General features: G+C 51.8%; 15 protein-coding genes. 14 read left to right on the top strand and 1 reads right to left on the bottom strand.

What is annotated here, in order from left to right:
• Positions 1-200 precede the first annotated feature (200 nt).
• Positions 201-1,949: a Hint domain-containing protein gene (locus tag GJA01_RS14155; protein ID WP_082785203.1), complete on the top strand. Its 1,749-nt coding sequence runs from the start codon at positions 201-203 to the stop codon at positions 1,947-1,949.
• A gap of 84 nt (positions 1,950-2,033) precedes the next feature.
• Here the strand turns inward: GJA01_RS14155 and GJA01_RS14150 are convergent, their stop codons facing one another.
• Entirely contained in the window at positions 2,034-2,714 is a 681-nt protein-coding gene (locus GJA01_RS14150; RefSeq protein ID WP_062502606.1) for a YfdX family protein, read from the bottom strand.
• A gap of 428 nt (positions 2,715-3,142) precedes the next feature.
• Here GJA01_RS14150 and edd point away from each other — a divergent pair, with 428 nt between their 5' ends.
• The 13 genes from edd (at position 3,143) to GJA01_RS14085 (ending at position 17,712) form a co-directional block, all read left to right on the top strand.
• The gene (gene edd / locus GJA01_RS14145; RefSeq protein WP_062502604.1) at positions 3,143-4,990 is read left to right on the top strand and encodes a phosphogluconate dehydratase; all 1,848 of its coding nucleotides are present in this window, start codon (positions 3,143-3,145) and stop codon (positions 4,988-4,990) included.
• Positions 4,991-5,001: 11 nt separating this feature from the next.
• Positions 5,002-5,625, top strand: a complete 624-nt coding sequence (gene eda / locus GJA01_RS14140; protein ID WP_010502249.1) for a bifunctional 4-hydroxy-2-oxoglutarate aldolase/2-dehydro-3-deoxy-phosphogluconate aldolase — start codon at positions 5,002-5,004, stop codon at positions 5,623-5,625.
• Positions 5,626-5,826: 201 nt separating this feature from the next.
• A complete protein-coding gene (locus GJA01_RS14135) occupies positions 5,827-6,390 on the top strand; it encodes a metal-dependent hydrolase (RefSeq protein ID WP_010502248.1) in 564 nt (187 codons plus the stop codon).
• Positions 6,387-7,964, top strand: a complete 1,578-nt coding sequence (gene purH, locus GJA01_RS14130; RefSeq protein WP_062023308.1) for a bifunctional phosphoribosylaminoimidazolecarboxamide formyltransferase/IMP cyclohydrolase — start codon at positions 6,387-6,389, stop codon at positions 7,962-7,964. Before GJA01_RS14135 ends, purH begins: the two co-directional genes overlap by 4 nt.
• The gene (locus tag GJA01_RS14125; RefSeq protein ID WP_034880550.1) at positions 7,961-8,314 is read left to right on the top strand and encodes a hypothetical protein; all 354 of its coding nucleotides are present in this window, start codon (positions 7,961-7,963) and stop codon (positions 8,312-8,314) included. Before purH ends, GJA01_RS14125 begins: the two co-directional genes overlap by 4 nt.
• 860 nt (positions 8,315-9,174) lie before the next feature.
• On the top strand, positions 9,175-9,759 hold the full coding sequence (locus GJA01_RS15665; RefSeq protein ID WP_253783113.1) for a flagellar hook-length control protein FliK: 585 nt from the start codon (positions 9,175-9,177) through the stop codon (positions 9,757-9,759).
• A 13-nt stretch (positions 9,760-9,772) separates the two neighbouring features.
• Complete coding sequence (locus GJA01_RS14115) at positions 9,773-10,516, top strand: flagellar hook assembly protein FlgD (RefSeq protein ID WP_062023304.1); 744 nt, start codon at positions 9,773-9,775, stop codon at positions 10,514-10,516.
• Between the two features lie 165 nt (positions 10,517-10,681).
• On the top strand, positions 10,682-12,349 hold the full coding sequence (fliF, locus tag GJA01_RS14110) for a flagellar basal-body MS-ring/collar protein FliF (RefSeq protein ID WP_062502602.1): 1,668 nt from the start codon (positions 10,682-10,684) through the stop codon (positions 12,347-12,349).
• 1 nt (position 12,350) lies between these two features.
• On the top strand, positions 12,351-13,364 hold the full coding sequence (locus tag GJA01_RS14105) for a flagellar motor switch protein FliG (protein WP_062502601.1): 1,014 nt from the start codon (positions 12,351-12,353) through the stop codon (positions 13,362-13,364).
• Positions 13,361-14,008 (top strand): hypothetical protein, encoded by a 648-nt coding sequence (locus GJA01_RS14100; protein WP_062502600.1) that lies wholly within the window; start codon positions 13,361-13,363, stop codon positions 14,006-14,008. The genes GJA01_RS14105 and GJA01_RS14100 overlap by 4 nt, the downstream gene beginning before the upstream one ends.
• A 16-nt stretch (positions 14,009-14,024) precedes the next feature.
• A complete protein-coding gene (gene fliN / locus GJA01_RS14095; protein ID WP_062502599.1) occupies positions 14,025-14,360 on the top strand; it encodes a flagellar motor switch protein FliN in 336 nt (111 codons plus the stop codon).
• A 99-nt stretch (positions 14,361-14,459) separates the two neighbouring features.
• Complete coding sequence (gene flhA, locus GJA01_RS14090; RefSeq protein WP_082785202.1) at positions 14,460-16,613, top strand: flagellar biosynthesis protein FlhA; 2,154 nt, start codon at positions 14,460-14,462, stop codon at positions 16,611-16,613.
• 25 nt (positions 16,614-16,638) lie between these two features.
• Entirely contained in the window at positions 16,639-17,712 is a 1,074-nt protein-coding gene (locus tag GJA01_RS14085) for a flagellar biosynthesis protein FlhF (RefSeq protein ID WP_062502598.1), read from the top strand.
• Positions 17,713-17,748 lie beyond the last annotated feature (36 nt).

The following is a 17,748-nucleotide window of genomic DNA, read 5'->3' as shown; positions in this document are numbered from 1 at the left end:
GGTAAATTTGAAAGAATAAAATTTAAATCTGCAAAAAAATGGTTAAACATGAATTTTATTCGATAAAAAAACGTTAAATATACTCTTTTACTGTATTAACTCTTTATTCAAAAAAAATTAACGCTATCAGTTATGTGCGTGACGAAAGGTTTCTTTCTGTTGCCCTGACCTAGTTTTGAAATATGTGAAGGGAAATAAATATGTCGTCTCCTAAAAAAACCGGTGACAATTCCACAACTGCCATGGCGCGGGCAGTATCTTCAGCGCCCGTTACAAGTGGTGGGAGCGGGACAAAGGCTGATCCTTATATCCTCTCCGGTAATACGGGAACGATTACTCTTCAGGCTGGGAAATACTATATTGTTCCAGACGGTGTAACGATTGGAAAAGCTGTAACCAACAACGCTGCAAATAATGCTAGTGGGGGCATTAATCTTAACGGTGCCTACTTGGAAATTGCTTCTAAGGCTCATGTTAACGGTACAATCAACATGAGTGTTTCTGGGTCATCCCTGAAGCTGGATGCAACGCCAAAGTGGGTTTATAGCGATTACAACCCGGGTAAAGCAGGCGTTGGGCAGACGACATGGACATGGCAGTCCATTCAGTCTGCGGTTATTGATGGTCTGATTACGAGTGACGATAAACCTAATACCGCGGTGAGTATCGTTGCTGAGGGTGTCGCGAGCGACGGTTCTGTACGTGTTCTTGGTACCTTTGGAACAAGCACCAGTAATGGATCTGAAATGATCTATAACAAGGCGTTTAAACCTGCTGGCAGCAACAGTAGCGGCCATCTGGGGTTTGAGGTTCTTGTCCCGTCAAATAGCTCTGTTCTGCAGCAAAAGGCGGCGACTTTGCCGTCACGCGAGACGAGTGATGGTGCATATATTGTCGGGGATACGGGCTCGGATGTGTATGTCTGCTTTCTGGCAGGTGCAATGATCCGAATGGCTGATGGTTCTGAAAAGGCCGTTGAAGACATTCTGGTTGGTGACCGGGTTGCTGCGCTGGTTGACGGGCAATCTGTAGCGCGTGAGATCATCTGGACGGGTCGAAAATTTGCTTACACGCGTGCCGGGTGTCCTGCTGATGAAGCGGGTTATCCGGTTCGTATTGCTGCTGGTGCTCTGTCAGAAGGTGTTCCTTCGCGTGATCTGTTTGTCACGTCCGAGCATAGCCTGTTTGTGAATGGTGGTTTCGTTCCGGTTCGCATGCTCGTTAATGGCGGTTCGATTGCTTACGATCGCAGCCAGAGTAGCTTTTTCTATTACCATATCGAAACATCTGACCACTCTGTGATTTTCGCAAATGATTGTGCGACCGAGTCTTTTCTGGATACGGGGCACAAGAACATCTTTGACGGAAGTGACAATGTCATTTCCTTGCGAGCGAAAACGTGGGCGGATGCTGCGGCGCCTCTTACGACTGCCCGGGACGTTGTTGAGCCTCTTCATGCGGCTTTGGCTACACGCTCCATTGAGCAGGGTTTCGGTGAGCAGGGCGCTCCTGTGGTGACGGATGATGCTGATCTGCACCTGGTCACGACCGAAGGTGTAATGGTTCACGCGCTACGCCAAGTTGGATCGTGTGTGTCATTCATGTTGCCGCCAGGAACGCGTGGTGTTCATCTGGTGTCACGTGCCAGTCGTCCTTCTGATACGATTGGTCCGTTCGTGGATGATCGTCGTCAACTTGGCGTCCTTGTCGGTGGTGTGCATCTGGCGACGACTCATAGTGGTCAGCGGCAGGTTGTTTCGCACCTGGATCGTCAGTTTTCTGGCTGGAATGCCCCGGAAGGCACGCATCGCTGGACAGCGGGTTATGCATTTCTCGCTCTTCCCGAGAGTGCAGCGGAGGCCAGCAGCATCCTGACGATGGAAATTGTGGGATCTGGCCCGTACCTCGTTATTGATGGTGCAGAGGATGCTCAGGCGCTGTTTGCCTGATTGCCCTTTCGAGGCTGAATCGGAAAAGGCGACACATCTTTTGGTGTGTCGCCTTTTTTATGAGTTGGTGTGTAGCGGGAAAAATTACTTGGTAGCTGGGTGTGTGTTGTTGGGAACCATGGTTGTTACGAAGTCTTCGGAAACAAATATGATGGAATTCAACGCTTCGTTGAGAGCCTCTAAAGCTTCCTGTGGATGTCTTCCTTCTGTGAAGACTGTCGCACGGTTGATAGCGCCCTGAAACGGCGCGATGGGGGCAAGTGCGAGAATGAAGTCTGCATTCTGACCGACGACTTTCATCGTCTGTGCGGCGCTGGCTGTGTCGCCGTTCTTTAACTGCGTATTTGCGGATGCAACAGCGGCTTTTTGCTCTGGGGCAAGGGTTTCACTAGCAATGAATTCGCCGCCTACGGGTAGCCAGTCAATCTGGCCTGTAGAAACGTGATGTTCCGGGGATGCCGGATGACCAGGGGCGGTATGGAGGTCACTTTCAGCGGCCTGAAATTTCTGACTGGCCTTTGTGGCTGCGGCAAGACGCTTTTGCGCATCATAAAGAGCGGGAATGGCAGCGTCGGTCTGGCCGGCCGACAGAAGTTGGCGGGCTTTCAGAAGATCCGTCATGGTGTGCTGACCATCGCTGGACAGATGATGAAACGCCCGGTGCGCTTTAAAAGACTCCCAATCCTTATGGAGAGAAGAAGCCTGAGCGGGGAGTGTTGAAAATGTCAAAACTGCGGATGTGGCTAAAGAAAGCAAGAGTTTCATAAAAAATTCCATAATCAACGGGTATATTCCGCTCATATGTAAGGGAGTTTAAGGCTCTTTCAATTGAAAGATGATTTATTTTTTGTCTGTAATGAGGATTATTTTTGTACGAATTATTTCTGTCTATTTTTGTTCTTATTTGATTTTGTAGCGAGCGTCATTGGAAAATGTCTGATTTTTAAAATGTCTGTATGACTTTTCTTGGTATTTTATTTAATTTTTTTATGGATTTTATGTTCTAAATGGAAAGAAAAAACTCCACGATAAGAAATAAAATAAAACTTTTTCACCAAAGTTGATGAGATGGTGGTTGCCGTTGAGGGGCTGGTTCCGTATGAACAGAGCCCCTTCACGAGGCTGTGTCTTGCAGCGGAAAGAGCTTTTTTCCGTCTGGCAGCGCGTGTGTCAGTCGAGCAGCGAGTGTTCCAATGTCTTTGAATTCCGTCGTCGAGAGTGTGACCGCCCGGATTATCGAGCGTTCGAAAGTCTCCCGTCGTCGTTATCTTGCTCTGATGGAGCGGAACCGGGCGAAGGGCGTTTCACGTCCCCGACTGGCCTGCGGAAACCTCGCCCATGCCATCGCTGCTTCCGCGTCTGACAAGCCGGAACTCATGCGTCCCACGAGCACCAATCTTGGGATCGTGACGACTTACAATGACATGCTGTCCGCGCATCAGCCTTATGGCCGCTATCCGGACCAGATCAAGTTATTCGCCCGTGAAGTTGGTGCGACGGCTCAGGTCGCCGGTGGTGCGCCTGCCATGTGTGATGGTGTGACGCAGGGACAGGAGGGCATGGAATTGTCCCTGTTCTCCCGCGACGTGATTGCCATGTCCACGGCTGTCGGGCTGAGCCATGGCATGTTTGAAGGCGTTGCTCTGCTTGGCATCTGCGACAAGATCGTGCCGGGTCTTCTGATGGGCGCTCTGCGCTTTGGTCATCTGCCGACCATTCTCATTCCTGCGGGTCCGATGCCGTCCGGTCTGCCGAACAAGGAAAAGCAGCGGATCCGTCAGCTCTATGTTCAGGGCAAGGTCGGGCAGGATCGTCTGATGGAAGCGGAAAACGCGTCCTATCACAGTGCTGGAACCTGCACGTTCTATGGTACGGCCAACACAAACCAGATGATGGTTGAAATCATGGGTTTGATGATGCCGGATTCCGCTTTCATCAACCCCAATACGCCGCTGCGTCAGGCGATGACGCGCTCCAGCATTCATCGTCTGGCGGAGATCAGCCTGAACGGGGAAGATGTTCGTCCGCTGGCGCAGTGCGTGGATGAAAAGGCCATTGTGAACGCGGCTGTGGGCTTGCTTGCGACGGGTGGTTCGACAAATCACACGATCCATCTGCCTGCCATTGCGCGTGCTGCGGGTATCATCATTGACTGGGAAGATCTCAGCCGTCTGTCCGCTGCTGTGCCGTTGATGACCCGTGTTTATCCGAGCGGGTCGGAAGACGTGAATGCCTTCAATCATGTTGGTGGCATGCCGACCGTGATTGCCGAATTGTCCCGCGCTGGTCTGCTGCACACGGATATCATGACGGTGTCCCGCGGCGGTTTCGCCGACTATGCCTGCCGTGCCAGCCTGCAGGATGATGAAGTGGTGTACACGCACGCCAAGCCGTCACTGGATCGGGATATTCTTCGGGAGGTGAGTGCCCCCTTCAAGGCGGATGGTGGCATCAAGCTCGTGAAGGGCAATGTGGGACGCGGCATTTACAAGAGCAGCGCCATTTCCGAAGAGCATCTGACGGTTGAGGCTCCTGCGCGCGTTTTCCACGATCAGCATGACGTGGCGACAGCATTCCAGAATGGTGAGCTGGAGCAGGACGTTGTTGTGGTGGTGCGTTTTCAGGGGCCGGAAGCCAACGGTATGCCGGAGCTTCATAAGCTGACGCCAACCCTCGGTGTGCTCCAGGATCGTGGCTACAAGGTTGCGCTGCTGACGGATGGTCGCATGTCTGGTGCGAGCGGTAAGGTCCCGGCAGCTATTCACGTTGGGCCGGAAGCTCAGGTCGGCGGTCCGATTGCGAAGGTGCGTGACGGCGACATGATCCGCGTCTGTGCTGTTACGGGCCAGATCGAGGTTCTGGTGGATGCGGTTGAGTGGGATGCGCGTGATGTCGTTCCGCCGCCGCCGCCAGCACTTGGGACGGGCCGTGAGTTGTTCGCACTGATGCGTTCGGTGCACGATCCGGCCGAGGCAGGGGCGTCTGCCATGCTGGCGCAGATGGACCGCGTGATCGAAACCGTTGGCGACGATCTTCACTAAGGACGATTTTCATGACTGATACCGCAAAACTCGATGCCGTCATGACCCGTTGCCCGGTTATTCCGGTGCTTGTGGTCAATGATGTGGCACAGGCCCGTCCGCTCGCAGAGGCACTTGTTGCCGGCGGTCTGACCACGCTTGAAGTCACGCTGCGGACGCCCTGTGCGCTCGAAGTAATTGAAGAAATGTCCAAGGTGGATGGGGCTTTCGTCGGTGCAGGGACGGTTCTGAACCCGACGGATCTGGAGCGTTCGGTCAAGGCAGGCTCGCGTTTCATCGTCAGCCCGGGGCTGACGGCATCTTTGGCAGATGCTGCCCGTGATCATGATATGCCGTTCCTTCCAGGTGTGGCGAATGCTGGTGACATCATGCGTGGTCTGGATCTGGGTCTGACACGCTTCAAGTTCTTCCCGGCTGTAACGAATGGCGGCATTCCGGCTCTGAAGAGCCTGGCGAGCGTGTTCGGAAATGTCCGTTTCTGCCCGACGGGCGGCATTACGGAAGCGAGCGCACCGGAATGGCTTGCCCTTCCATCGGTGTCCTGTGTTGGCGGCTCCTGGATTACGGCTGGTGAGTTTGATGCCAAGACCGTCACGCAGCGTGCGACGGCTGCTGCGCTGCTGCGTCAGAGCTGAACAGCAGACTGGTCGTGAGAGGCAAGGGCGATTCGGAGAAACACCGGATCGCCTTTTTTTATTGCTGCGACACTGCTGGGTGCACGCCATGAACGGATTAGGAACATCACAATGAGCCCTTTTGCGGTATTTAAGGAATTTATCGTGAAAAAATAAGGGATTATCTCTTTTCTGGGACGGTGAAGCGGATCATAAGAGCGCGTGACTGGACGCTCTCATCTCCTCATCGGCGGTTTCGCCGTACTCTGTGCCATGCGTTGGCACATTCTTGCATCAGAGCCGCTTTCCGTGTGTACGGGGCTTCTCGGCAGCCTGCTGCCCGATATTGATACGGAACGCTCAATGCTCGGCGCGAGGGTGAAACTCCTGTCCCGCTTTCTGGCTCGAACGGTAGGTCATCGTGGACTGACGCATTCTGGCGTGGTCCTGCTTCTGGCTGCGTGTCTGGTTTCCGCGACGATGGGCAAGGATGCCCTGTATGGACCGATGGGTGCTCTCCTTCTGGGTGCTGCCACACATATTGCGGCTGATCTGCCCACCGGTGGGTGTCAGCTTCTCGCGCCGTTGAGTCGTTCCCGACTGTCTTTCTGGCCCTACGTCCGTACGGGCGGCGTGGGTGAGATCATGCTTCTTCTGCCCACCCTGTTTCTATTGGGGTGGGCAGGGTTCGCGGGCCGTGATCCTTTCCTGGGTCATGCTCCTCCTGCCGTGCATCACCAGCGGTTGCATGGACATGTTTTGAAGGATATTGCAGTTCCATCATGACTGAGACCCGACTCCCCGTTCGTCGCGCCCTTCTCTCCGTCTCTGACAAGACGGGACTGATTGACCTGGGGCGTGCACTTGCAGCCCACGGTGCAGAACTGCTTTCGACGGGGGGCTCGGCACGGGCGCTGCGTGAGGCGGGTCTGACAGTCAAGGATGTTTCCGAACATACCGGCTTCCCTGAAATCCTTGATGGTCGCGTCAAGACGCTGGTGCCGCAGGTACATGGTGGCATTCTGGGGCGTCGCGATCTTCCGGCTCATCTGAGCCAGATGGAAGAACACGGCATTGCCCCAATCGATCTCGTTTGCGTCAATCTTTATCCGTTTGCGGCGACAGTGGCGTCCGGCGCCGGTGACGAGGATTGCATCGAGAATATCGATATTGGCGGTCCTGCCATGATCCGTGCGGCTGCCAAGAATTTCGGGCATGTAGCGATCCTGACATCACCGGATCAGTACGGTGACTTCGTGAAGTCGCTTGAAGTGGGTGGAACCTATTTGAGCGAACGTCGGGATTATGCGGGCGCTGCCTATGCGCATACGGCGTCTTATGACGGCATGATTTCGCGATGGTTTGCAGAACGGGCAGGAGAGCTTCTTCCGCCGGTTCTGACACTGAGTGGTTCGCGGGATGAACTGCTGCGTTATGGCGAAAACCCGCATCAGAAAGCTGCTTTCTATCGGGATGGCAGCACGCGGGCAGGGATTGCGACGGCACGTCAGATTCAGGGTAAGGCACTCAGCTACAACAATCTGAATGATACGGATGCTGCGTTTGAAGCGGTGGCAGAATTCGATGCGCCTACCGTTGTCATTGTGAAGCACGCCAATCCGTGCGGTGTGGCCTCAGCGACCACGCTGGAAGATGCCTGGATTGCTGCGCTGCGCTGTGATCCGGTTTCAGCATTCGGTGGTATCGTTGCGGTGAACCGCACTCTTGATGCGGCTACCGCCCAGCGGATCAGCTCTATCTTCACGGAAGTGATTGTGGCGCCTGATGCAGACGAGCGGGCCATCGAAATTCTGTCCCGTAAGAAAAATCTACGTCTGTTGCTAACGGGTGGTATGCCCGATCCGACAGCGGAAGGACTGGCGTTTCGTTCGGTGGCGGGTGGTTTCCTGGCACAGAGCCGCGATGCGGGTCGTGTGACGGAACAGGATCTGAAGGTCGTCACCAAACGTGCGCCGAGCGCTCACGAAATGAAGGATCTGTTGTTCGCTTTCCGTGTGGCCAAGCATGTTAAGTCCAATGCCGTCATTTATGTACGCGATAACGCGACTGTTGGCATTGGTGCCGGTCAGATGTCACGGGTCGACAGCGCACGTATTGCAGCTCGCAAGAGCCAGGATGCTGCAGACGTGGCGGGTGAAGCTGCACCTTTGACTAAGGGGTCTGTGGCGGCTTCGGATGCATTCTTTCCCTTCGCGGATGGTCTGGAAAGCGTTGTTGCTGCCGGTGCTGTCGCTGTGATCCAGCCCGGGGGTTCCATTCGCGATCAAGAGGTAATCGATGCTGCAGATGCGGCGGGTATTGCCATGGTCTTCACAGGCATGAGGCACTTCCGGCATTGAAAATTCTTCCTATCGCCAGTCTTCTGCTGGCTCTTTCCGCTCCCATGGTCGCTGAGGCTGCGCCCTGTCTTTATGACATGTCGCCGCTTCCGGTTACGAAGGGTATTGTCTCTCGCATCACGCCAAATGGTGTCCTGCTGAGGGACGGGACAACAGTCATCCTGCCAGAAGAACTCTTGGCAAATGTTCGGCTGGCGCAGCCTTTGGCTGTTCGCGGTCTGGTGGCTCAGTCTACTCACATGGTTCAGGCTTTTGCCTTGGATGGCAATCCGCCTGTTTGCCCTAATCCTGCGACAGTGGCGCGCGGTCCTTTTCCGGGGTCGCCGGGGTATGATCACATTCAGAACTGAGTTCGTGAGACCTCTTTTATCAAGAGGGTTTTCGTAAACCTTTTCTTTACATCTGGTATGCAATTCTCCTCCTCGAGTGTCCGTTATTCACAGTCGGGGAGGGCTTGGCATTGTCACAAATTCTACCCTCCACACATGTGGGAGAGGGGCAGAACTGGGCATCTGTTTCTGTAGGAGCGCAACTTGCGTCTACAGAACGATTTCAGGATTTCCTCAAAAGCTACGTTCACACTGCTGAAGAACCGGCCGCAAACAGGCCTGCCCGAAAGAATGTCGTGCAGGACGTAGAGAAAAAAGCCCCAGATCCATCCGCAGAAACGCGTCGTATCACTCGAACTGACAAGAATCAGAGCGCCGTGAGTTCAGGCGGCGAAAATCGGGTTGGGTTGGGTTCCCAGGTTAATCGGAAGGCTTGCGCAACGCCAGAGTTAAGAGCGGATATCCGGTCCATTCAGAGTGGGGCCGATAAGAGGGTCGCGGTTCCGATAGCAACGGGCTCTTCGGTATCGAGTGAAGAGCATATGCAGGTCAAACCATCGTCTCGACAGGAGGGACTGCAGAGCGATCCTTCAACGCCTTCTGTGGATGTTGATAATATTTCTGCGTCTTCTGCTGGCAAAGGTGCCTCTGATCAGACATTTAATTTTACGACGCAAATATCTGCCGAGAGCGAGCAGGTTCCTCCTTCTCAAAGTGTCCTGAAACAAAACTTGGCACTTGGGGGCGGGGCTCTGACGGTGACATTGCCTTCAGAGGAAACCATAAGTTCCCCTGTCGCTTCGAATGATCTGTCAGTAGAAAAAACTCTGAATCCTGAGGATAATTTTTTTGTGTCTGAACAAAGTTCAGAACAGGAAAAGATGTCGTTTTCTGAAACTGTTTCATCGCTTTCAGATGCTTCTGTACCAGATGCGCGTATGGAAATTTCTGATGTGACGAATGGCCGTAAAGAACAGACGCATTTTCACGAACCGGTGTCTGGGCGTTCTGAGGTTCGTGTTGCTTTCGTACAGGATATGCCGATCATTTCCCATGCTTCAGCCGATCGCCGTCTCAATACAGAAATCGAGATGTCTTTGGGAGAAAGCGGGAAAGTTCATGTTTCCATTGAGGAGGCTGAAGACGGCGAACGGCACGTTCATATCCGCGCTGAAAATCCCGATGTTCTTCAATCTCTGGCGGATGACAAAGAGAGTCTTTTTGCCACTCTGAACCAGAGTATCATTCCAATTTCGACGGATCAGCCCGTTATTCCAACGGATCTGACGTTAAGCCTGATGGGTAATTTTTCTCAGAATTCTGAGAATGGATCTGCTCAGGAAAGACATTCGATAACAGAGGATGCCGAGCATCCTGCATCGTCTTCAATTTCCAGAAACACGACACAAGCATCCATTCAATCGTCTCAAAGAATGCTTCGTAGCGTTGTTGATCTGACAGCCTGAAGAAAGGTTTTTTATGGTGTCTTCTGTCAGTACCACGTCTAGCGGCGCAACCTCGCTCCTTAGTCAGGCAGTTTCTGCGGCCAAGTCAAATGCTGCATCGCAAACATCCAGTGCGGCTTCGTCCACGTCTACGGCAAGCAGCGTTGCAAGTGCTGCACTCTCCTCTTTGGCTGGGAATTTCAATCAGTTCCTAACACTGCTGACAACTCAGCTACAGCATCAGGATCCAAGTAACCCGACGAGTACAGACAGCTTCACCAGTGAATTGGCCCAGTTTGCAGGTGTTCAGCAACAGGTGCAGACAAACACCAATCTGACTAGTCTGATTTCGGCCACGCAGGATACCCAGATGACATCCGGGATCGGGCTGATCGGCAAAACAACCACAGCAACATCGTCCTCGCTACCATTGCAGAACGGGAACGGTTCAATGAGCTTCACAGCAGCAGTCGCTGGCCCTGTTGCGATTGCCGTTACAGATTCAAATGGTCAGGTGGTCAAGACGGACACTGTGACGGCGCAGGTTGGTGTAAATTCCTGGTCTTGGGATGGTGTGAGTGACAGCGGTACCAAGCTGTCAGACGGGCAGTATTTTGTTGCTGTAGAGGGAACGGATACGTCGGGAAGTGCCACAGCTCTTTCGACAACAGTTTCCGGTACGGTCACGGGGCTAACGCGCACATCCAGCGGACTGAATGTGCAGATGGGAGATACGTCGATTGCGTTGAGCAATCTTGAGGGCTTTTCGGGAACGTGACCACTCGGTGAGGAAAATGCTTTCGTTTTAAGTAGGCGTTAACCTTTCCCCGTCACAATGCTCTTCAGTGATTGCAGCGTTAAAGGTGACACGCATGTTGGTGGGCAAAGTGCTGTTGCCAGGCAGAGTTTTGGGTGGTTTTGCCTTTACCGGGCGGAACGGCCAGTGAAGGCTTTTCTGGCAAATCTCAAGCAGCTTGGTCTGCCACGGTTGGCCGCACTCGGAGGCGTGGGGGCGGCTATGCTGATCCTTCTGGGTGTGCTGGTCATGCATGGAACAAACTCAGCCAATTCACTTCTCTACCGGGATTTGGACCCACGGGAAGCTGGCGAAATTGTAGACCAGCTTTCCAAAGAGCATATTGCTTACCATCTTCAGGGTCAGGGAGCCACGATCATGGTTCCGGACGAAGATGTTGCTAAAGCACGTCTCCTGCTCGCTAAAAACGGGCTGCCTTCTGGCGGTTCTGTAGGATATGAAATTTTCGATAAGGGCAACAGCTTCACCGCGACCCAGTTTGAACAGACGATTAACGAAACCCGTGCGCTGGAAGGTGAACTCGAGCGTTCTATCCGCTTGATTCATGGCGTCAGAAATGCACGTGTTCATCTGGTTCTGCGTCATCGGGAACTTTTCTCCACTGATGAACAGGGCGCGCAGGCAAGTGTTCTGCTCTCCATGGATGGTGCACGGCGCCTAGATGAAGAAAGCGTAGCAGCGGTGGTAAACTTGGTCTCTGCTGCCGTTCCTGGTCTTGATACCAAAAATATTTCTCTCGTGGATAATCGTGGGCACGTTCTTCTTCGCCAAGGTGGGGGCGGGCTGGATAGTAACCAGACGGCTGAAGCACAGCGTCAGGCGTTGGAGCAGCGTATCTCGCGCGAAGTGGAGGATATGCTGGGAGCTTCGGTGGGTATTGGCCGTGTACGTGTTGATGCCACCGTCGCAATGAACAACGATCACGTCAAAGAAACCCAGGAAAGTTACGACCCTGACCAGCAGGTTCTTCGGTCGCAGCAAACAAAGAACGAGAAGAACATTAATACGCAGGCGTCAAATAATACGACGGTCGCTAATAACCTGCCCAACGCCAATGCTGGCCAGCCGCAGAATGGCAGCCAAAGCAGTCGGCAAGAACAAACTGACAATTATGAGATCGGTAAGAAGGTTCGCACACTCGTGCAGGACCAGCCGCGTATAGCACGGATTAGTGTTGCTGTGATGGTGGATGGGGTTAATCAGACAGACCCGAAAGGTCAGCATCTTTGGCAACCGCGTAGTCAAGCAGAACTAGAGCGCCTTACAGCTCTTACAAAAAGCGCCATAGGTTTTGATCAGACCCGTGGGGACGTTGTTACGGTCATGTCCATGCAGTTTTCTGATCTGGATGCGGCGATGCCTGCCGCTTCAACGGGTTTCATGAATGGGCTCTTCAATCGCCCGAATGAAATGGAAGCCATTCGCTTTGGTATTTTCTCTTTGTGTCTTCTGATGGTTCTCTTTTTTGTCGTGCGACCATTGCTGAGCCCGGTGACAGCAGCCAGTGCTAACAATGTTGCTGCATTGTCTTCGGATGTGGGGGGAGGAGGGCTTGCCCTTGCGGGGCCTGCCAATCGCGCCAATGGAAATCAGAGCGCGAGCTTGATCAACGCTCCATACGATATTGTAGATGCTGAACTCCAGGATGGAGAAGAAACAATCACTGTTAATGGGGTGGCGGGTAGAATTCGTGCGTCTTCGGTGCAGAAGGTTGTGGATCTGGTCGAAACGCATCCGACGGAAAGCATTGCTTTGATGCGGAGTTGGCTCATGCCTCAGCAGGAAGGGCGCTGAAATGATTGGAATGGAAAAAGCCGTTACGGGCGCTCAGAAGGCAGCCATTCTTATGATGGCGCTAGGCGAAGAAAACTGCGCGCGGCTCTTCGAGCAGATGCATGAAGAAGAAATTCGGGAGATTTCTTCCGCCATGTCGCAGCTTGGAATGGTTTCGGCTGAAACCGTTGAAAGCGTCTGTCACGAATTCAGTCGAAGCTTAGGGTCTTCCGAAGTACTGATTGGCGATATTGAGACAACTGAACGACTTCTGAAAAATGCCCTTCCGGCGAGCCGGGCCGCAGCTATCATGGAAGAAATCCGTGGGCCCGCCGGGCGGACTATGTGGGATAAATTGGGTAATATTTCTGAGTCCGTTTTGGCAAATTATTTACGTAATGAGTATCCACAAACAGTTGCTGTTGTATTGAGTCGTATCAAGGCGGCTCATGCAGCAAAAGTTCTATCACTTCTTCCGGAGGATTTCTCTCTGGATGTTATGACGCGCATGCTGAAGATGGAAAATGTTCAGAAAGGAGTTCTGCATAGCGTTGAGCAGACGTTGAGGTCGGAATTTGTTTCGAATTTGCCTCGAGGTTCTCATCGCGACAGTCATGAAGTCCTTGCAGATATTTTCAATAATTTTGATCGTCGTCTGGAAGCACGTTTCATGACTGCCCTTGACGAACGCAGTCATGATGACGCCGAGCGTATCAAAAGCCTCATGTTTACATTTGAGGAATTGGCTCAGGTGCCGCCTGAAGGACTTATGGTGCTGTTGAACCAGATTTCTAGAGAAATTCTTCCTGTGGCTCTGAAGGGTGCAAGCGAAAAGCTTAGGAGTGCATTTCTCGCGGCAATGTCTGAGCGGGCCGGACGTATTCTTGTGGACGAAGTAGAAGCCTTGGGGCCGGTGCGTATCAAGGATGTGGATGCAGCGCAAAGTGAGATTGTTGGTATAGCTAAGGGGCTACTGGATCGTGGGGAAATTGAGCTTGTAGATCAGGAACAAGCAGGTAACGAGATGCTTCTATGACTACGATGGGCTACGGAAGATCAGATCGGGTTGTCGGAGTTCTTTACGCGGAAGATTTTGATCTGCCAGCTTTCAACGACGTCCCGGTGATGGAAGTTGAAGAGCATGATGATAGGCCGGAAATTCTGTCTCCATCTTATACCGAAGATGATTTGGAAGAAGCGCGGCGTTTGGGGGAAGAAACAGGCAGGCGCGAAGAACAGCGGCGTTTGACGCTTGAAAAAAAAGAGTGGCACCAGAGTCTTGAGAAGAAGACACTGGATCTCATCTGCCAATTGAATACTCAGTCCGAAGATGTGGTTAGAAAAATATCGGAAGAAGCAGTTACGGTATTGATTTCTCAAATGTCTGCGTTGTTTCCGTCATTACTGAAAAGTATGGGAGTAAAAGAGCGTGATTCTGTTATGAATAAAATTCTTCCGTCACTTAAGCGGTTAGTAAAAATTCGCATAGAGGCGAGAGAAGAGGAAATCAATTATCTGTCCAGTCTTTGTTTGAAAGCAGGAGATATGGAGTTGGATTGTCATGTTAATGATGCTTTGGCTCCTGGGGATTTCTGTTTTTCGTGGCCTGAAGGAAAAATATTTCGAAATGCAGGAGTTATTGCTCAGAGTATTATATCTGAATTTGGAAAATTAAATTGAATAAATTGGGGTATTGATGATGTCTGATACGAAAAAAGAATTTGATCTCGATAATGTTGAACATGTTGCATCCCAAACAGCAGAGGCACCTAGGTTTGCTCATGATTTAGAGGCAATTTATGATATACCTGTGACGGTCAGTGCTGTTCTTGGAAGGACAACGATGCAGGTAAGCCAGTTGTTGCGCTTGGGCCGTGGCGCTGTCGTAGAACTAGATCGTAAAATCGGAGATTCAATTGATATTCTGGTGAATAATAGATTAATCGCAAGGGGCGAGGTTGTTATGGTCGATGAATCTCGTTTGGGCGTAACGATGACAGAAATCATTAAATCCGAAAAAGTGAAAAATTAGGCAGTATTTTTACGAATAATTAAATTTGTCAGGGGATACATCTTACATTCGGAGTGAAAATAGATTCCTCCAGTCTTTTTTTGTGACGGAGAGAGGCAGATGAGTGGTGGCGCGCGCGGCAATCTTCCTGCTGTTCTGAAAATGCCGGCGATTTCTGATGCTTTCCAAAAGATTCCCCTCCCTAATTGGCTGCGAGGGCAATCGCGTTGGCTTCCCGGGTCAGATGTTGGGCTGGCTCTCGCCGTCGCGGCGCTGCTGTCGGTACTGGTCTTGCCGCTTCCAACATTTATTCTGGATGTGGGGCTAGCTCTTTCTGTTACCGCATCTGTATTGGTTCTTATGGTCGCGCTTTTTCTTACGAGACCTTTAGATTTTACGTCATTTCCAACATTATTATTGCTGACGACTTTGCTGCGTCTTTCTCTTGAGGTTGCCACAACACGCCTTATTTTGAGTCATGGATATGAGGGAGCTTACGCAGCAGGTCACGTTGTGGCTGCTTTCGGTGGCTTTCTTATGGGGGGCGATGTTGTTATCGGTGCTATTTTGTTTACCATCCTGTTGGTGGTGAACTTTATGGTAATTACCAAAGGTTCAGGACGTATTGCCGAGGTCGCGGCGCGGTTTTCCTTGGATGCAATGCCTGGGAAGCAGATGGCGATTGATGCTGAACTGTCATCTGGCGCAATCAACGACAGAGTGGCCCGACAAAGGCGGAAAGAACTTCAAGAAGAAAGCGGATTTTATGGTGCGATGGATGGTGCCGCCAAATTTGTGCGCGGCGATGCCATCGCCAGTTTAATTATTACGGCGATCAATATTGTTGGTGGCTTGGCCATTGGTATTGGCCGACATGGAATGTCTGTTTCTGATGCTGCATCGGCTTTTACAACGCTGACAATTGGAGACGGACTGGTCTCACAAATTCCTGCTCTACTGGTTTCGACGGCCTCCGGTATTGTTGTGACAAAAGGAGGCACCGAAGGGGCCGCAGATGTCACGCTTGTTCGGCAGCTTGGCGGTAATCCGAAACCATTAGCATTGGCTGCAGGTTCAGCTGCGGTTCTGGCTCTTATGCCGGGCCTGCCGACTTTGCCTTTTCTTGCGCTTGCTGGCTTGGCGGGAGCAGGAGCCTGGTTTCGATATCGATCGCCGATTCAGGAGCAGGACTCCGATGGAGATGCTGTCAGTTTGCCTGAAAACACTCAGTCTGCTGAAGCGCCGATCTCGGACAGTCTGCGTGTTGATTTATTGCGGCTTGAACTTGGATTTAACCTGTTATCGATTGCAAGTGGCGATGGTGCGCGTCTGACAGAACAGATCAAGGTTCTAAGGCGAACAATTGCTGGAGAAATGGGGTTTATTCTGCCTCCTGTTAGAATTCAGGATAATCTTCAACTGTCTGCAGATGCTTATTCTGTGCGGATAAGGGAAATAGAAATTGGTCATGGTGAAGTACAGATAAGTCGCCTTATGGCCATGAATCCCAAAGGAGGATTGCCTGACTTGCCTGGGGATCAGACGCGGGAGCCAGCATTCAATTTACCGGCACTCTGGATTGATCAAAGTTTGCGCGAAAAAGCAATTATGCAGGGATACACAGTGGTGGATCCTGCGAGTGTGATCATCACGCATCTAACTGAACTCGTGCGCGAAAATATGTCTGATCTTCTCTCTTACACGGAGACGCAAAAGCTTCTTGATGAACTGCCCCGCGACCAGCAGAAGCTGATTGTTGATCTTGTGCCTTCGCAGGTTTCCGTCAGTGTCATACAGCGTGTTCTTCAAGGACTCCTTGCTGAAAGAATCTCGATAAGAGATCTGTCAGGTATTCTTGAAGCGCTTCAGGAAGGGTGTGGGCAGGGTCAAAAATCAGTTTCTGCTCTTACAGCGCATGTGCGTGTCCGGCTTGCGCGCCAGATCAGTGCGGCGGTGACCGGGCCTAAAGGATATATTCCGATCTTGACGTTAAGTCCGGACTGGGAAGTCGTTTTTTCTGAAAATATGGTTGGACCGGCGGATGATCGCCAAGTTGCACTTCCTCCGTCACGTCTTAACGAATTCGTAGGGAAGTTGCGCCAAGCTCTCGATATGGCGCTTGGTCAAGGTGAAAACCCGGTTATTCTTGTGGCAGGGGGTTTTCGCCGCCCGGTCCGGATGATTGTCGAGCGGATCAGACCGGCAACTATGGTTCTTTCTCAGGCTGAAATTTCAACCCGGGCAAAGATATATACCGTAGGGGTGATTCAGTGAGGCAAAATACAAAGGAGAGTGGATCATGCGCATCAAGCTGATCCGAGGTGCCTCAATGTCTGTTGCCATGGCAACGCTACGTGAAACGCTGGGTGAAGAGGCTTTTATTCTTTCATCGCGTATTATGCCAGATGGAGAAATAGAACTAACTGCTGCGCTCGATCCGGAGGAGGGGGAAGCAAAAGAGATAATTAAGCCGAGCTTTTCAGTCCCGGCAACTCCCAGGAAATCATTGCACGATTGGCATGGGCTGGATCTTGGTTGTCTGGTTGGGAAAGAGCCGGATTTAGATTATGAAAAATTTCTTTCGGAAAATATTTCGTTTGAAACTTTAAATCTCTCAGTAAATGCGCCGCCTCTCATGGTTTGTGGTACCCCTGGTAGCGGGAAAACCCTGACAATTGCTCGTCTCGCCACGCGTTTGGCTCTAACGGGTGCGTCTCCTCTGGTTATGACTACGGATACGGAGCGATCTGGAGCACTTGAGCAACTGGCAGCCTGTACCAGAATACTTGGCCTCGACCTTATTGCGGTGGAAAGTTCTGAAATGTTGGAAAATCTTTGCCGTACAAAAAGAGGCAGGACGCCCATACTCATTGATACCGCAGCGACTGTTCCTTTTGATGAAAAAGGAATGAAAGTATTGGCTACATTACAGCGTGCTGCCCAAGCAGACCTCACTCTTGTGCATCCTGCCGGAGAGGACGCCATCGAGACAGAAGAAACAGTCTCATGGTTTCGGAAAAATGGCGTGTGTAAAATGATTGTATCCCGGACGGACTGCGCGCGCCGCTTGGGTGGAATTGTCAGAAGCGCGATGGCTGGTATGTCCTTGGTGGAAGCGAGTACGGGAAGCCAATTGATTGGAGGGCTTCGTACTCTGGACGCCGCTAGTCTAAACGAATTGATGACGTTCAAATGGGAAGCTGCATCAAAGGTCGCTGCTGACGGTACGAGTAAGACACTTTCGCCAAACTCTATACCTGTTGTTTCAAAGCGCCCGACCCATTCAGGTTCAGGCGTAATAAAAATGAACGCGTCCAGTGTGACGGGAGCGGCAGCCCTTATGAAACATATTGCTGCGCAGGGGAGTGTATGATGACTCCCTTTATGGATCATTGCATAAAGGCGCAGG

Origin of the sequence: Gluconobacter japonicus, from assembly GCF_002723975.1 — a bacterium.
GTDB classification, from domain to species: Bacteria; Pseudomonadota; Alphaproteobacteria; order Acetobacterales; family Acetobacteraceae; genus Gluconobacter; species Gluconobacter japonicus.
The sequence above is the reverse complement of the archived record's forward strand: the minus strand, read 5'-3'. Positions and strand labels throughout refer to the sequence as shown.

What these genes read in the sequence shown, in the direction of transcription:
- purH (WP_062023308.1), top strand. Translation starts at nt 6,387, where the DNA reads ATGACTGAGACCCGACTCCCCGTTCGTCGCGCCCTTCTCTCCGTCTCT.
- flhA (WP_082785202.1), top strand. Translation starts at nt 14,460, where the DNA reads ATGAGTGGTGGCGCGCGCGGCAATCTTCCTGCTGTTCTGAAAATGCCG.
- GJA01_RS14155 (WP_082785203.1), top strand. Translation starts at nt 201, where the DNA reads ATGTCGTCTCCTAAAAAAACCGGTGACAATTCCACAACTGCCATGGCG.
- GJA01_RS14115 (WP_062023304.1), top strand. Translation starts at nt 9,773, where the DNA reads ATGGTGTCTTCTGTCAGTACCACGTCTAGCGGCGCAACCTCGCTCCTT.
- eda (WP_010502249.1), top strand. Translation starts at nt 5,002, where the DNA reads ATGACTGATACCGCAAAACTCGATGCCGTCATGACCCGTTGCCCGGTT.
- GJA01_RS14105 (WP_062502601.1), top strand. Translation starts at nt 12,351, where the DNA reads ATGATTGGAATGGAAAAAGCCGTTACGGGCGCTCAGAAGGCAGCCATT.
- edd (WP_062502604.1), top strand. Translation starts at nt 3,143, where the DNA reads ATGTCTTTGAATTCCGTCGTCGAGAGTGTGACCGCCCGGATTATCGAG.
- GJA01_RS15665 (WP_253783113.1), top strand. Translation starts at nt 9,175, where the DNA reads ATGTCGTTTTCTGAAACTGTTTCATCGCTTTCAGATGCTTCTGTACCA.
- GJA01_RS14100 (WP_062502600.1), top strand. Translation starts at nt 13,361, where the DNA reads ATGACTACGATGGGCTACGGAAGATCAGATCGGGTTGTCGGAGTTCTT.
- GJA01_RS14150 (WP_062502606.1), bottom strand. Translation starts at nt 2,714, where the DNA reads ATGAAACTCTTGCTTTCTTTAGCCACATCCGCAGTTTTGACATTTTCA.
- fliN (WP_062502599.1), top strand. Translation starts at nt 14,025, where the DNA reads ATGATGTCTGATACGAAAAAAGAATTTGATCTCGATAATGTTGAACAT.
- GJA01_RS14085 (WP_062502598.1), top strand. Translation starts at nt 16,639, where the DNA reads ATGCGCATCAAGCTGATCCGAGGTGCCTCAATGTCTGTTGCCATGGCA.